Origin of the sequence: Nitratireductor sp. XY-223, from assembly GCF_004959855.1 — a bacterium.
GTDB lineage: Bacteria > Pseudomonadota > Alphaproteobacteria > Rhizobiales > Rhizobiaceae > Hoeflea_A.
This window is the reverse complement of record NZ_SPNT01000003.1, coordinates 334,004-348,949: the sequence shown is the minus strand read 5'-3', so window position 1 is coordinate 348,949 and position 14,946 is coordinate 334,004. Positions and strand designations below refer to the sequence as shown.

13 protein-coding genes are annotated in these 14,946 nt (G+C 63.6%); 4 read left to right on the top strand and 9 right to left on the bottom strand.

The window, feature by feature from the left end; all coding sequences use genetic code 11:
• Window positions 1-215 precede the first annotated feature (215 nt).
• Window positions 216-665 (top strand): outer membrane protein assembly factor BamE, encoded by a 450-nt coding sequence (locus tag E4M07_RS13185; protein WP_246660466.1) that lies wholly within the window; start codon window positions 216-218, stop codon window positions 663-665.
• A 117-nt stretch (window positions 666-782) separates the two neighbouring features.
• Here E4M07_RS13185 and E4M07_RS13180 read toward each other — a convergent pair whose 3' ends face one another.
• The 3 genes from E4M07_RS13180 to E4M07_RS13170 all read right to left on the bottom strand — a co-directional run bounded on the left by E4M07_RS13180 (window position 783) and on the right by E4M07_RS13170 (window position 7,081).
• On the bottom strand, window positions 783-2,915 hold the full coding sequence (locus tag E4M07_RS13180) for a sodium-translocating pyrophosphatase (RefSeq protein ID WP_136658809.1): 2,133 nt from the start codon (window positions 2,913-2,915) through the stop codon (window positions 783-785).
• Window positions 2,916-3,099: 184 nt separating this feature from the next.
• Window positions 3,100-4,344, bottom strand: coding sequence for an MFS transporter (locus E4M07_RS13175; RefSeq protein ID WP_136658808.1), 1,245 nt, complete (start codon window positions 4,342-4,344; stop codon window positions 3,100-3,102).
• A 187-nt stretch (window positions 4,345-4,531) separates the two neighbouring features.
• A complete protein-coding gene (locus tag E4M07_RS13170; RefSeq protein WP_136658807.1) occupies window positions 4,532-7,081 on the bottom strand; it encodes an FAD-dependent oxidoreductase in 2,550 nt (849 codons plus the stop codon).
• Window positions 7,082-7,274: 193 nt separating this feature from the next.
• Here E4M07_RS13170 and E4M07_RS13165 point away from each other — a divergent pair, with 193 nt between their 5' ends.
• From E4M07_RS13165 to E4M07_RS13155, 3 genes are all read left to right on the top strand, one after another.
• Complete coding sequence (locus E4M07_RS13165; RefSeq protein ID WP_136658806.1) at window positions 7,275-8,165, top strand: metallophosphoesterase; 891 nt, start codon at window positions 7,275-7,277, stop codon at window positions 8,163-8,165.
• A gap of 96 nt (window positions 8,166-8,261) precedes the next feature.
• A complete protein-coding gene (locus tag E4M07_RS13160) occupies window positions 8,262-9,140 on the top strand; it encodes a metallophosphoesterase (protein WP_136658805.1) in 879 nt (292 codons plus the stop codon).
• 107 nt (window positions 9,141-9,247) lie between these two features.
• Entirely contained in the window at window positions 9,248-10,021 is a 774-nt protein-coding gene (locus E4M07_RS13155; RefSeq protein ID WP_136658804.1) for an SDR family oxidoreductase, read from the top strand.
• 20 nt (window positions 10,022-10,041) lie between these two features.
• Here the strand turns inward: E4M07_RS13155 and nusB are convergent, their stop codons facing one another.
• From nusB to glyA, 6 genes are all read right to left on the bottom strand, one after another.
• On the bottom strand, window positions 10,042-10,521 hold the full coding sequence (gene nusB, locus E4M07_RS13150) for a transcription antitermination factor NusB (protein ID WP_136658803.1): 480 nt from the start codon (window positions 10,519-10,521) through the stop codon (window positions 10,042-10,044).
• Entirely contained in the window at window positions 10,518-10,985 is a 468-nt protein-coding gene (gene ribH / locus E4M07_RS13145) for a 6,7-dimethyl-8-ribityllumazine synthase (RefSeq protein ID WP_136658802.1), read from the bottom strand. Before ribH ends, nusB begins: the two co-directional genes overlap by 4 nt.
• A 103-nt stretch (window positions 10,986-11,088) precedes the next feature.
• Window positions 11,089-11,706, bottom strand: coding sequence for a riboflavin synthase (locus E4M07_RS13140; protein ID WP_136658801.1), 618 nt, complete (start codon window positions 11,704-11,706; stop codon window positions 11,089-11,091).
• Window positions 11,706-12,815 (bottom strand): bifunctional diaminohydroxyphosphoribosylaminopyrimidine deaminase/5-amino-6-(5-phosphoribosylamino)uracil reductase RibD, encoded by a 1,110-nt coding sequence (gene ribD, locus E4M07_RS13135; protein ID WP_136658800.1) that lies wholly within the window; start codon window positions 12,813-12,815, stop codon window positions 11,706-11,708. Before ribD ends, E4M07_RS13140 begins: the two co-directional genes overlap by 1 nt.
• A 5-nt stretch (window positions 12,816-12,820) precedes the next feature.
• Window positions 12,821-13,303 (bottom strand): transcriptional regulator NrdR, encoded by a 483-nt coding sequence (gene nrdR, locus E4M07_RS13130; RefSeq protein WP_136658799.1) that lies wholly within the window; start codon window positions 13,301-13,303, stop codon window positions 12,821-12,823.
• 198 nt (window positions 13,304-13,501) lie between these two features.
• Window positions 13,502-14,815, bottom strand: coding sequence for a serine hydroxymethyltransferase (glyA, locus tag E4M07_RS13125; protein WP_169054208.1), 1,314 nt, complete (start codon window positions 14,813-14,815; stop codon window positions 13,502-13,504).
• Between the last annotated feature and the right edge of the window lie 131 nt (window positions 14,816-14,946).

Below are 14,946 nucleotides of genomic sequence, written 5' to 3'. Positions count from 1 at the left end.
TGGCACCGCATTGCGTCATTGGATGCGGACAATCGAACCGGCCGGTTGCATCCATAGCGCCGCTGGTTTACCGAAGCAGGCGGGAAAAGCAATGGTTGGAGCAAGTCGGTCTGAACTTGCTCGGGGACCTTCGACTGGAAGGGGAGATATTGTTGAAGCGGCAGATTTTCAACTCGGGTCGACGCAGTATTGTTGCCGGGACAACGGTTCTTCTCCTGTCGGCCGGCCTTACGGCGGGCTGCAGCAGCACGACCGAAGTATTCACGCAGGGCTACGTGGTGGACGACCAGACGCTGGAACTCGTTCCGCCCGGATCGAGCAAGGAACAGGTCCTGCTCTCACTCGGCTCTCCGACCACCAAGGGCGACTACGGCCAGGAGGCGTTCTACTACATCTCCCAGAAGCGCGTACGCTCGGCGATGTTCCTGAAACCGAGGCTGGTGGAGCAGTCCATACTGGCGGTCTATTTTGACGACGAGAGCACGGTCACGAACATCGCCAACTACACGCTGAAGGACGGCAAGGTGTTCGATACGATCCGCAGGACGACGCCGACGGGCGGCAAGGAAGAGACCTTCCTGAGCCGTGCCCTGTCCAACGTCAGCGCCTCCGGCCAGGCACGGGCTCAGGATATCCTGACCGGCGGCCAGGGCGGCGGGAACTAGAGCAAGACCGGTCCGGGAGACGGCTCCGTTAGTTCCGGAATTACCCGATCGACAGACAAATAAAAAAACCCCGCGCCAGGCGCGGGGTTTTTCATTTGTTCGGGCTTAAACAGCCGATCAGGAGTGTGCCAGCACCGCGAGCAGCAGGAGTGCCACGATGTTGGTGATCTTGATGGCCGGGTTCACGGCGGGGCCGGCGGTGTCCTTGTAGGGATCGCCGACGGTGTCGCCGGTCACCGACGCCTTGTGCGCCTCGCTGCCCTTTTCGTGCCGGATGCCGTCGGCATCGACGTAGCCGTCTTCGAAGGACTTCTTGGCATTGTCCCAGGCACCGCCGCCGGAGGTCATCGAGACCGCGACGAAGAGGCCATTGACGATGACGCCGAGCAGCGTCGCGCCGAGGGCGGCAAAGGCCGCGGCCTTGGAGCCGGAGATGAACAGGATGCCGAAATAGACCACCAGCGGCGCAAGCACCGGCAGCAGTGACGGAATGATCATCTCCTTGATGGCCGCGCGTGTCAGAAGGTCGACCGCGCGGGCATAATCCGGCCGGTCGGTGCCTTCCAGGATGCCGGGCTTCTCACGGAACTGGCGGCGCACTTCCTGCACGACCGTGCCCCCTGCCCTGCCGACGGCGGTCATGGCGATGCCGCCGAACAGATACGGGATCAGGCCGCCGAAGATCAGGCCGGCCACCACATACGGGTTGGACAGGCTGAACGAGATCTCGCCGACGTCCGAGAAGTACGGGAAGTTCGCCGCGTCCTGGACGAAGAATGCCAGGTCGTTCGAGTAGGCTGCGAACAGAACCAGCGCGCCGAGACCGGCGGAGCCGATCGCGTAACCCTTGGTGACGGCCTTGGTCGTGTTGCCGACCGCGTCCAGCGCGTCCGTCGACTTGCGGACCTCGGCCGGCAGTCCAGCCATTTCGGCGATGCCGCCGGCATTGTCGGTCACGGGACCGAACGCGTCGAGCGCGACGATCATGCCGGCGATGCCGAGCATTGCCGTCACCGCGATGCCCATGCCGAAGAGGCCGCCGAGCTGGAACGTGGCGATGATGCCGGCAATGATGACGATGGCCGGCAGCGCCGTCGCCTCGAGCGAGACGGCCAGACCCTGGATGACATTGGTTCCGTGGCCGGTGACCGACGCCTGGGCGATCGAGTTGACCGGCCGCTTGTCGGTGCCGGTGTAGTACTCGGTGATCCAGACGATCAGCCCGGTCACGATCAGGCCGACGATGCCGCAAAGGAAGAGGCTGAGACCCGAGAAGCCCATCTCGCCAACCGGTCCCCATCCGATGGTGAATTGCGTGGCGATGGCCAGGCCGACGATCGACAGGATGCCGGTCGCGATCAGACCCTTGTACAGCGCCCCCATGATCGAGCCGTTCGAGCCGAGTTTGACGAAGAACACGCCGACGATGGAGGTGATGATGCAGGTCGCGCAGATGGCGAGCGGATAGATCATGACCGATTCAAGCACCGCCGAACCGGCGAAGAAGATCGCTGCCAGGACCATGGTGGCAACCACGGTGACCGCGTAGGTCTCGAAAAGGTCGGCAGCCATGCCGGCACAGTCGCCGACATTGTCACCGACATTGTCGGCGATGGTGGCCGGGTTGCGCGGATCGTCCTCCGGAATGCCGGCTTCGACCTTGCCGACGAGATCGCCGCCAACATCGGCGCCCTTGGTGAAGATGCCGCCGCCCAGACGCGCGAAGATGGAAATCAGCGAGGCGCCGAAGCCCAGCGCCACGAGCGCATCGATGACCGTGCGGTCCGCGACCCCGTAGCCCATCGGCCCGGTCAGGACATAGTAGTAGATCGACACGCCGAGAAGGGCGAGGCCCGCAACGAGCATGCCGGTGATCGCACCCGATTTGAAGGCGATATCAAGGCCGGCCGCCAGGCTGTCGGACGCCGCCTGCGCGGTGCGCACATTGGCCCGGACGGAAACGTGCATGCCAATATAACCGGCCGCTCCGGACAGGACCGCACCGATAAGGAATCCAATCGCAGCAAGCGATGAAAGGAGAATCCAGGTGATGATGAAAACAACTGCACCGACGATCGCAATGGTCGTATATTGACGGTTCAGATATGCCTGCGCACCCTCGCGGATCGCGCCAGCGATCTCCTGCATCCGCTCACTTCCCTGGTCGGCGGCAAGCACCGACTGCGTCGCCCAGATGGCGAAGACGATTGAGAGCAGACCACAGGCGATGACAGCAAAAAGTATTGACAATGCCATTCCCTCCAGTTCGCCGGGCAGGAACCCCAATTCCCGGCCGTTAAGACACGCGGCTTAAGGCCGGAACCCCACCCGGCCGCCGCATCGGCGCGGATGTTGTCCATCGCACCCCCTTCCGTCAAGGATTTGTTGCTGAATCCCACCGGCTTTCAGCCGAAAGTGGGATATTTGACGCCATTCAGAGCGTCGCCGCGCGGTTTTTGCGATTGCTGCGCACCTGAAGGCCCAGCAAAAGCAGACACGAGAGCGCGATGGGCCACATGATCATGTTGATTCCATCCCAGCCGAGCGTATTGAGAACCTGGCCGGCCATCAGCGAACTGAAGGCGACCGCGCTGAACAGGATAACGTCGTGCACACCCTGGACCTTGTTCTTCTCGGACGGCCTGTAGGTGGCGGTGACCATGGCCGTGGCGCCGATAAATCCGAAGTTCCATCCGACACCGAGAAGGATCAGCGCCAGCCAGAAGTTCCACAACTCGATCCCCAGGCTGGCAATGACCGCGCAGCCGATGAGGATGACCAGTCCGGTGGCCACGATGGTCTCACGGCCGAAGCGGGCGATCAGCCTGCCGGTAAAGAAGCTCGGCGCGAACATGGCCAGCACGTGCCACTGGATACCGAGGGCGGCGATATCGGTCGAATAGCCGCAGCCGATCATGGCAAGGGGCGCGCCGGTCATCATGAACGACATCAGCGCGAAGGAAACGACACCGCAGGCGAGCGCCGTCAGGAAGCGCGGCTGGCTGATGATCTCGAGAAGCGGCCGCGCCGGCTCCTCGCTCTCATGCTCCAGCAATATCGTGTTTTCGTGGATGCGCAGGAACGACAGGATCACGAAGCCGATCATCGCAAGCCCGATGACTGCCGCATAGGCCCCGGCGAACTGCACCGGCGCGAAGAGATCGCGCGCGAAGATCACCATTTGCGGGCCGATGATGGCGGCAAATATCCCGCCGACGAGCACCCAGGAGATCGCTTGCGCCTTGAAGCTTTCGGGAGCGTTGTCGGTCGCGGCGAATCGGAACTGCTGGACGAAGGCACCCCCGACACCGATGATCACCAGCCCCACGGCAAACAGCCAGAAGTGGAGCCGGAACAGGGCGATTGCCGCGACCAGCCCGCCGATCCCGCTGATCACAGCACCGCCCATGAAGCCGTAGCGACGTCCGACCAGGCGCATCAGCCATGCCGCCGGCAGCGCGCCGAGCGCAATACCGATGTTGAAACCGGTCACAGGCGCGGTGGCCAGCGACTTGTCCTCGTCGAGCAGGTAGTCGCCGACAATGCCGCCAAGCGAGATGGCGATCGGCGCGCAGGCGCTGAGAAAGGCGTTCGCGGCGGCAAGGATGAAAGCATTGCGCCGGGCAAGACCCAGTGTATCGCCGGAGCCTGTGGTGCCTGCTGTCTGGCTGACGCTCATCTGCTTCCCTGTCTTTCCGGTTTACGAGTCGGGCAAAGACGGCCGCCTGTCTTTGACGGTCCGGACCGCTTGCAAATTCCGGAGTCTCAATCCGCCCGCAGGCGGAATCTGTTGATCGGACCGAACCTTGATATATTAGAAAATCGTGAAATTCAATCGACCGATTGACGCACGACCATCACAATCACTACCCGCGCATGCGCGCGCCCGACGGATCAAAAGGCGGCTCGACGGCGATGCGCGCCGCAAAGCGCCGGCCGAGGATCTCGACCTCGAACAGGCCTTCTTCACCGTTTTCGGCAAGTTCCGCCGGCACATAGCCCTGCGCCAGCGACATCTGCACGTGGTGACCGTAGCCGCCGGATGTCACCCAGCCGACGACGCGCCATTCGCCGTCGCGCTGCGGTTCGGGCTTCGCCGTTTCCGCACCGCCGGCGTCGAACCGCGGGGCGCCGTATCCGTGCGGCGGAGCGACGAGGCCGAAATCCCGGTCGCCGACCCGCGCCCAGATCGGCTCGTCGCCCATGACGTCGGTGTCGTCCGCTTCGATGATCAGCGAGACACGGCGCGATTTCGGTCCCTGTTCATGCTCCCTGGCTGCGGCATCCCGGCCGACGAAGTCGTTCTTCAACAGTTTGATGAACCGCTCCATGGAGCCCTCGAAGGGGCCGTAGATCGGGCGCAGCTCCGCAATCCAGGTCGGGAAATTCTTTTCAAGACGCATCGACAACAGCGCCCGCATGCCGAAATCGGCGATGCCGTGATCCGCGCCCGCCGACTTGATCGCGTGATAGACGGTGCGCTCATAGGCCGGCTCCATCCAGATTTCGTAACCGAGATCGCCGGTATAGCTGATGCGGTTGACCCGGCACGGGCAACCGGCCACGTCCATCTCGCGGTAGTCCATGAAACGGAATGTCTCGTTGGAGACGTCGATATCGGCCAGCGCCTCCAGCACCGCGCGGGAATTCGGACCGGCGATGGACAGGCCGACCAGCGTCTGGCCGAAGCGGTGGATGCGCACCGAACCGTCTTTTGGCAATTGCCGCTCGAACCAGCGCATGTGATAGATCTGCGCGCCGCTCGATCCCCAGACCATGAAACGGTTGCCGTCGGCCTTTGCGATCGTGAAGTCGCCGATCAGCTTGCCGTTCTCGTTGAGCATCGGTGTGAGCACGAGGCGCCCGGTCCGCGGCATCGTGTTGGTCATCAGCCGCGACAGCCAGGCCTCGGCCCCCTCGCCCGTCACCTCGTATTTGGCGAAGTTGGCGATTTCGGTGACGCCGACGCTCTCGCGGACGGCGCGGACCTCGTTGCCGACATGCTCGAAATCGTTGGAGCGGTGAAAGGACAGTTCGTCCCGCGCCTCGGTTCCCGCCGGGGCAAACCAGAGCGGCGTCTCCAGGCCCCAGCTGTCGCCCATGACGGCGTTGTTGTCGCGCACCATGACATCGTAGAGCGGTGTCGTCTGCTGCGGCCGCGCCGCCGGCAGCTCCTCGTTCGGGAAGCGGATGGAAAAGCGCCGCGAATAGTTCTCCCGCACCTTGGCGTTGGTATAGCGCAGTGAGGTGAAATCGCCGTAGCGGGCGACATCCATGCCGAAAATATCGTGGCCCGGATCGCCGTCGGCCATCCAGTTGGCGAGTGCGAGCCCGACGCCACCGCCCTGCGAGAAGCCGGCCATGACGGCGCAGGCCGACCAGAAATTCGTCAGTCCCTGCACCGGCCCGACGAGCGGGTTCCCGTCCGGTGCGAATGTGAACGGGCCGTTGATGACCTGCTTGATGCCGGCATTGGCGAAGGCCGGAAAATGCCGGAAGCCGATCTCCAGCGACGGCGCGATACGGTCGAGATCCGGCTGCAGCAGTTCATGACCGAAGTCCCAGGGCGTCTTGACGGGCGACCAGGGAACGCAGGCCTTCTCATAGGTTCCGAGCAGCAGCCCGTCGCGCTCCTGCCGTGTATAGATCTCGCCCTTGAAGTCGATGACGCCGACCAGCTCGCGCCCGGACGATTCATTGAATTCAAGGACTTCCGGCATGGTCTCCGTGAGCAGATACATGTGCTCCATCGCCAGGACCGGCAGTTCCACACCGACCATGCGGCCGATCTCGCGCGCCCACAGCCCGCCGGCGTTGACGACATGCTCGGCTTTCACCGTGCCGTTCTCGGTGACCACATTCCATGTGCCGTCGGGATCCTGCGTGATCTCGATCACCGGATTGCGCAGCTCGATCTTCGCGCCGAGGTTCTGTGCCGCCTTGGCATAGGCATGGGTAGTGCCGGACGGGTCGAGATGGCCTTCGACGGGATCCCACAGCGCGCCGACGAAATTGGTCTCGTCCATCAAGGGGAACATGGCCTTTGCCTCGGACGGCGTGATGATCTCGGTCTCCATGCCGAGCGCCCGGCCGATCGCGTGCGTATAGCGCAGGAAATTCATGCGCTCCTCGGTATCGGCCATCATGACACCGCCGGTCAGGTGCAGGCCGCAAGGCTGGCCGGAGAGTTGCTCGAGCTCTTCGTAGAGCGAGACCGTGTAGGCCTGGAGCTTGGCGACATTGGGGTCGCCGTTCAGCGTGTGAAAGCCGCCCGCCGCGTGCCAGGACGAGCCGGAGGTCAGTTCGGACCGCTCGATCAGGAGGAGATCCTTCCAGCCGGCCCGCGCCAGGTGGAAGAGCACCGAACAGCCGACGACCCCGCCTCCGATGACCACGGCTCTCGCGTGACTTTGCATGGCACATCCCTTTCTAAGCTGTGGTGACCATTTAACCTGTGCGCCGCCGATCTAGGAGCATGTTCCAAAGTCGCGCAAGCTGACATTTCGCACTGACCGTCGGATATTCGCGCATCCGGTTGTAAATCCACACACCTTTGTGCGCCATCGTCGGGACACCATTGAGTTCTAGGGAACGAAGAGGAGGTTGTGCATGATCTCACGGCGATCGCTCCTGAAGGCAATGGCCGGCGGCGTGGTTCTCGCCGGCGCAATGGGCAGTTATGCCTTTGGTTTTGAACCGCGATTCAGGCTGATCGAAACGCGGTACCGGATCCGCACGCCGCGCCTTGATGCGCTCAACGACGAATCGGGCCGACCGCTGCGGATTGCGGTCCTGGCGGATTTCCACGCCTGCGAGCCGTGGATGCCCCTCACACGCATCGCATATATCGTCCGGCGGACGAACGCGTTGCAACCGGACCTCATTGTCCTGCTCGGAGACTTCGTCGCCGGCCTGAAGCGTTTCCGGAGCGCCATCGTTCCGATGGCGTCCTGGGCCGCCGCCCTTGCCGAGCTGAACGCGCCGCTCGGCACGTTCGCGGTGCTGGGCAATCACGACTGGTGGGTGGATGCGCCCGCGGCAACCGGCCATCTGACGTCCGTCGGGATACCGGTGCTGGAAAATACCGCCACGATGATCGAGCGTCCCGAGGGCGGCCGTTTCTGGCTTGCCGGGCTGGGCGACCAGTTGGCAATCCCGATCGGCGGCGGCCGCTTCCGCGGCGTGGACGATCTTGCCGGCACCATGGCCCAGATCGGCGATCAGGACAGCGCCGTTGTCCTGCTTGCGCACGAGCCTGACATCTTTCCGGAAGTCCAGCCCCGTGTCGATCTGACATTGAGCGGCCACACCCATGGCGGACAGGTGCGGCTGCCATTCGTCGGCGCACCGGTCGTTCCGTCCCGCTACGGCCAGCGTTATGCCCAGGGGCATATCGTCGAAGACGGCCGGCAACTGGTCGTTTCGGCCGGGCTGGGCTGCTCCATGCTGCCGGTCCGCTTCGGCGTTCCGCCGGAAATCGTAATCATTGAAACCGGTTAGGGAGTTTTGTTGCGTCATTGAATCATGTTCTGTCCCCGCCTTCGCGCCTGCCGGTCAAAGTTCCGGTTCGCGGCCGCATGAATACGAAGTTCCGCCATGCTCGTTGAAACGCTGATCGGCGGCAGCGCCGTTGCCGGTGCTCTGGGCGGCTACGCTGTCGGCTACGCGCCAATGATAAAGCCGAGGATCAAGCGGTACCGCGTCCGCTCCGACCGGCTGGAGTTCTTCCGGCATGTCAATCTGACGGGATTGCGTGTCGTCGCGCTTGCCGATTTGCATGCGTGCCGGCTGTGGATGACGCGGGCGCGCATCGGCGCCATCGTCGAGCAGGCCAACGCGCTCAAACCCGATCTTGTCGTTCTCCTTGGCGATTATGTCAGCGGCATGGAGCGCCTCGGCCGCTGGACGGATCTGCCCATGACGGACTGGAGCGAAGCACTGTCCGGTCTGTCCGCGCCGCTCGGCACGTTCGCGGTCCTCGGCAATCACGACTGCTGGCGGGGCGGCGCGGACGTACGCCGCCATCTGGAAGAAGCGGGCATTGCCGTCCTTCAGAATATGGCCGTGAAGTTGCGAACAACCGCCGGCGCGCGCTTCTGGCTCGCCGGGCTCGGTTCGCAGCGGGCCGAGAAGCTGGGCCGCAAGCGTTTCCGTGGCGAGGACGATCTCGCCGGCACGCTGACCCATGTGCGCGGCGACACGGAACCGGTCGTCCTGCTCGCCCACGAGCCGGACGTGTTTCCGGAGATCCCCGACCGGATCGACGTGATGCTCAGCGGACACACGCATGGCGGACAGGTCCGCTTTCCCTATCTGGGGCCGCCCTATGTGCCGTCGCGCCACGGACGGCGCTATGCCTACGGTCATTTCACCGAGAGAAGCAGGCACCTGATCGTGTCGGGCGGGCTGGGTTGCAGCGGTCTTCCCCTGCGCTTCGGAATGCCGCCGGAGATCGTCGTGGTTGAGGTTGGTTAGACCAGCCGATAGCGCCCTGCACTTTCGACAGCACTTTAGGGTTACCCGACCGATGACCGTATGCTTCACTTCAAAGACGATGATTGCAGAGACAAAGGGGGAATGACATGCGCGTGGCACTGACGGGTGGAGCAACGGGGATCGGCGCATCGGTTGCCGCCAAACTGAAGGCGCGCGGCGCGCATGTGACCGCCTTCGACCTGAACGAACCGCAGCACAATGTCGACCGCTGGATCAAGACGGACCTTGGCGATGCCGGTTCGATCTCAGCGGCGGCCGAGGCCGCCGAAGGCCCCTTCGACGCGCTGATCAACAATGCCGGCCTGCCGCCGCGGGAAGGCCTGGAGGCGCTTATCCTGAAGGTGAATTTCGTCGGACTGCGCCTGTTCCTTGACGCCATGCTGGACAAGCTGGCGCCGAACGCGGCCATCGTGAACACCGCGTCTCGCGCCGGCTTCATGTGGCGCGACAACATCGAACAGGTGAAGGCGCTGATGGCGCTCGGCACGATGGACGACGTGCCCGGCTTCGTTGCCGCGCAGGAGATCGATGCGGTCCGCGCCTACAATCTTTCAAAGGAGGCCGTCATTGCCCTGACGATTGCCCGAACCGAGGACATGATCGCACGGAACCTTCGCATGAACTCGGTCAGTCCGGCCGCCGTCTCCACCGGCATACTCGACGATTTTTTGAACGCCTTCGGCGAGAGAGCGCAGAAAGCCGTCGCCCGTGCCGGTCGGGCCGGAGAACCGGACGAGATCGCCGACGTGATCTGTTTTCTGGCGTCGCCGGAAAGCCGCTGGATCAAGGGACAGGATATTCTCATCGACGGCGGCATATCCGCAATGACGGCGAGCGACATGCTCGGATTGCGGCCATAGCGCCCGGGACGGGTGCTACATTACTGTTTCTTGTCTTCGCCGCGCACCCGCTTGGCGATGCGGTCGAGCACCGCATTGATCAGCTTCGGCTCGTCATCGTCGAAAAACGCCCGGCCGATATCCACATATTCGGTGACAATCACGGCAACCGGCACGTCCCTGCGGTTCGCGATCTCGTAGGTCCCTGCCCGCAATATGGCCCGCAATGTCGAATCGAGCCGCGACAGCGGCCAGTCCTCGGTCAGCGATGTGCGGATCAGCGGATCGAGCGTGCGCTGCTGCTCGACAACGCCCGACACGATGGCGCGAAACCAGGCCGGGTCGGCCTGCCGATAGAGATCGCCGTCCAGTTCCTTGCCGAGCCGGTGCATCTCGTATTCCGACACGACTTCGAGGACGCCGGTGCCGCCGACATCCATCTGGTACAGCGCCTGAACCGCCGCAAGCCTGGCGGCGCCGCGCTGATTGGCCGGTCTCGTTTTCGATGCGTCCTTGCTCACTTGGCAGCGCCCAGCCTTTCCTTGACCTCGATCATCCGCAGTGCGGCCCGGGCGGCGAAACCGCCCTTGTCCTTTTCCCCGGGACCGTCGTGCTGGCGCGCCCGCGTCCACGCCTGGTCGCGATTCTCGACGGTCAGAATGCCATTGCCGATGGCAAGCGACTCGCTGATCGACAGTTCCATGATGGCCCGGCTCGATTCATTGGCGACGATGTCGAAGTGATAGGTCTCGCCGCGGATCACGGCACCAAGCGCGACGAAGCCGTCATATTCGGTCCCGCCTTCGTCCATGCCGTCGAGCGCCATGGATATAACGGCCGGGATCTCGAGCGCACCCGGTACGGTGATGACATCCCAGCTTGCACCCGCTTCCTTCAGAGCGTTGGTCGCGCCCTCCAGAAGCGCGTCGGCCAGGTCGTCGTAAAAACGCGCCTCGATGATGAGGAGATGCGGTGAACCGCTCATGGTGGCGTTCCTTTGAATTGCGAAATGTGCGGGCGTAAAACCACGCCGCCGTCCACTTGGCAAGCGCTTTTCGCGCATAGCTGCCATTTCCGGATGCCCGGTATTACGTCTTTTCCGAGCGGAAGCCGATCAGCCGTTCCGCATAGCGGGCCATCTGGTCGATCTCGAGATTGACCCTGTCGCCGGCCACCCGATCCGACCAGGTGGTCACGTCCAGCGAGTGCCGGATCAAAAGCACGTCGAAATCGCACCCGTCAACGGCATTGACCGTCAGGGACGTCCCGTCCAGCGCTACGGAGCCCTTTGGCGCGATGAACTTCGCCAGCGCATCGGGCGCGCGGATCTGAAACCGGCTTGCGTCGCCCTCCTCGCCGATCGCGACGACCTCTGCAAGCCCGTCGACATGACCCGAAACGAGATGACCGCCGAGTTCGTCGCCGATCTTCAGGGAGCGCTCGAGGTTTATGCGCGTGCCTGCCTGCCATCCGCCGATGGTTGTCAGGCGCAGCGCCTCTTCCCAGGCCTCGACCTCGAACCAGCGGCCGTTGTCGCCCTCGCCGGGCAGACCGGTGACCGTCAGGCAGGTGCCCGAACAGGCGATCGAAGCACCGATGTCGATGCTGGCGGGATCGTAAGCCGTGTGAACGCGCAGGCGCACGCCCTCGTTCATCGGTGTCACGGTTTCAATCGTGCCCACATCGGTGACGATTCCGGTGAACATCAGCGGGACCTTTCATATTCCAGACGCCGATCCGCTCCGAAGACATCGGTGCGGGTCGGAACGAAACCGTCGGGCATCTCATCGGGCGTCAGCGGCGACGCGACGCCGTCATCGCCGATCGCCTCCGGCCCGGCATAGAGTCGAATCCTGTCAACAAGATGGGCGTCGATGAACGACCGCGCGACCGTGGCCCCGCCCTCGACCATGACCGTGGAATAACCTCGCGCCGCAAGATCTTCCAACAGTTCGGGCAAGGCGATCCCATCGCCGCTCTCCTCGCAGGCAACCATGATACATCCGGCCTCGGAAAGGCTGCGGTAACGCTCATCGTCCGGAAGAACGGTCGTCGCCACCAGCACCGGATGCGCCCGCGCCGTGCGCACGAGCCTGCAGTCGAGCGGCAGCCTCAGGCCGCGGTCGAGCACAAGCCGTGCCGGCGAACGGTCTTCCATGCCCGGCAGGCGGCAGGTCAGCATCGGATCGTCCTCAAGCACCGTCCCAATACCAACGACGATGACATCGCTTGTTGCCCGTAAAATGTGGCTGGCGGCATTGCTTTGCGGCCCGGTGATCGCCACCTGACCGCCACCGCGCCGGCCGATCTTCCCATCCGACGAGACGGCCAGTTTGAGGGAGACGTGCGGTCGGCCGAACCGGCGCTGCGTCAGGTAGCCGGACATGGCGTACTGCGCCTGTTCCGCAAGGACATCGACCTCGACATCAATTCCGCCGTCTTCAAGGATCCTGTAGCCGCGGCCCGACACCCGGCCGTCCGGATCCGTCGTCGCCGCCACAACGCGCTTTACCCCGGCCCGCACCAGCGCCTCCGCGCAGGGCGGCGTGCTGGCATGATGGGCGCACGGTTCGAGCGTGACATAAGCGGTCGCGCCGCGCGCCAATTCGCCGGCTTCGGCAATCGCCTCGGTTTCCGCGTGCGGGCGGCCGCCGATCGCCGTGATGCCCCGGCCGACGATCACCGGCGTGTCGCCCTCATCGTCGCGGACAATGATCGTTGAGACCGACGGGTTCGTCCCGGTACGGCCGAGATTGCGCCAGGTGTAGCGGATTGCCGCCGCCATCATTCGCCGATCGAACGCGCTAACGGCCATTCCGGTCAGTCCTCCTGGCCGCCGCCGCCGCCATTGATCTGCGCGCTCAACTCATTGATAACGTTCTCAAAATCTTTCGGGTCGCTGAAATCGCGATAGACCGATGCGTAGCGCACAAAGGCGACATCGTCGATCGCCTTCAGCGCCTCGATCACCATCAGGCCGATCTTGTCGGAATGCACGTCGGTTTCGCCGGAGCTTTCCAGACGGCGCACGATGCCGGAGACCGCGCGTTCGACCCGGTCGCGCTCGACCGGCCGCTTGCGCAGCGCGATGTCGAAGGAACGCATCAGCTTGTCGCGGTCGAACGGCACCTTGCGGCCGGTTTTCTTGATCACCTGCAGATCGCGCAACTGCACCCGTTCGAATGTCGTGAACCGGCCGCCGCAATCGGGGCAGACACGGCGACGGCGGATCGCCGTGCCGTCCTCGGCCGGACGCGAATCCTTCACCTGACTGTCTTCGGAATTGCAATAAGGACAGCGCATAAGACCCCGCAGCCGCTGATTATTCGGTTTTTGCTCTAGGGCCGGCCCGAACCAGCCCGGCAAGTGCGAATCTTCATAGCAGAACCGTTTACGGCATGGAAACGGCGTTGCAAAAAAGGCGCGGGAAAAGGTCTCGGTGTAAGAAAAAAACCCGGCGAAGCCGTGCTTCGCCGGGCACGCGAACTGACGCGGGACCGGCTACAGACCCGGATAAATCGGGAAGCGGTCGGTGAGCGCGATGACCTTCTTTTTCACCGCCTGCTCGACCGCGGCATTCTCCTCCGCAGAGCCGGCCGCGCGAAGGCCGTCGAGGACCTCGATGATCAGCTTGCCGACTTCGCGGAACTCCGCCGGCCCGAAGCCGCGCGTCGTGGCGGCCGGCGTTCCGAGGCGGACGCCCGAGGTGATCGTCGGTTTTTCCGGATCATTCGGAACGCCGTTCTTGTTGCAGGTGATGAAGGCGCGCTCGAGTGCCGCTTCCGTCACGTTGCCGGTCAGGCCCTTCGGGCGCAGGTCGACAAGGATCAGATGGGTGTCGGTGCCGCCGGAGACGATTTCGAGACCGCCTTCGACCAGAGTCGACGCAAGAACTTTCGCATTTTCAACGACTTGGGCTGCGTATGCAGAGAATTCCGGTGTCAGCGCCTCGCCGAATGCGACGGCCTTGGCGGCTATGACATGCATCAGCGGGCCGCCCTGCAGGCCGGGGAAAACGGCGGAGTTGATCTTCTTGGCGATATCCGGATCGTTGGTGAGCACCAGCCCGCTGCGCGGGCCGCGCAATGTCTTGTGCGTCGTCGAGGTGACCACGTGGGCGTGCGGGAACGGGCTCGGATTGACGCCGCCGGCGACGAGGCCGGCAAAATGCGCCATGTCGACCCAGAACCAGGCGCCGACCTGGTCGGCGATGGCGCGGAAGCGCGCGAAGTCGATATTGCGCGAATAAGCCGAGCCGCCGGCAATGATGATGGCCGGCTTGTGCTCGTGGGCCAGCGCCTCGACCTGATCGTAGTCGATGATGCCGGTCTCGGCGACAACACCGTACTGGACGGCGTTGAACCATTTTCCGGACATGTTGGGCCGTGCGCCGTGGGTCAGGTGGCCACCGGCATCGAGGCTCATGCCGAGCACCGTGTCGCCGGGCTTGGCGAGCGCCAGCATGACCGATTGGTTGGCCTGGCTGCCGGAATTGGGCTGCACGTTGGCGAACTCGCAGCTAAACAGCTCCGTGACCCGATCGATCGCCAGTTGCTCGGCAATGTCGACATACTGACATCCGCCATAGTAGCGCCGCCCCGGATAGCCTTCGGCGTATTTGTTGGTCATGATCGAGCCCTGCGCCTCGAGCACGGCGCGCGAGACGATGTTCTCGGAGGCGATCAGTTCGATTTCCTGCCGCTGCCTTCCAAGTTCCTTCTGGATGGCGCCGAAAATGGCTGAATCGGATTCGCTAAGGGAGTTCTTGAAGAACGCGTCCGCCGGACGGTCCATGGTGGCAATTGGGTCGGACATAGATCGTCAATCCTGCATAGGGGCAGCTTCCTCGAAGCTGGCGCTTTGTTCCGGACATACCGGACCGGGCCTTGGTCAATACGTCAGCGCGGCCACGGGCGTGTCATAATGCTGCGGCGGAAATTAAACAA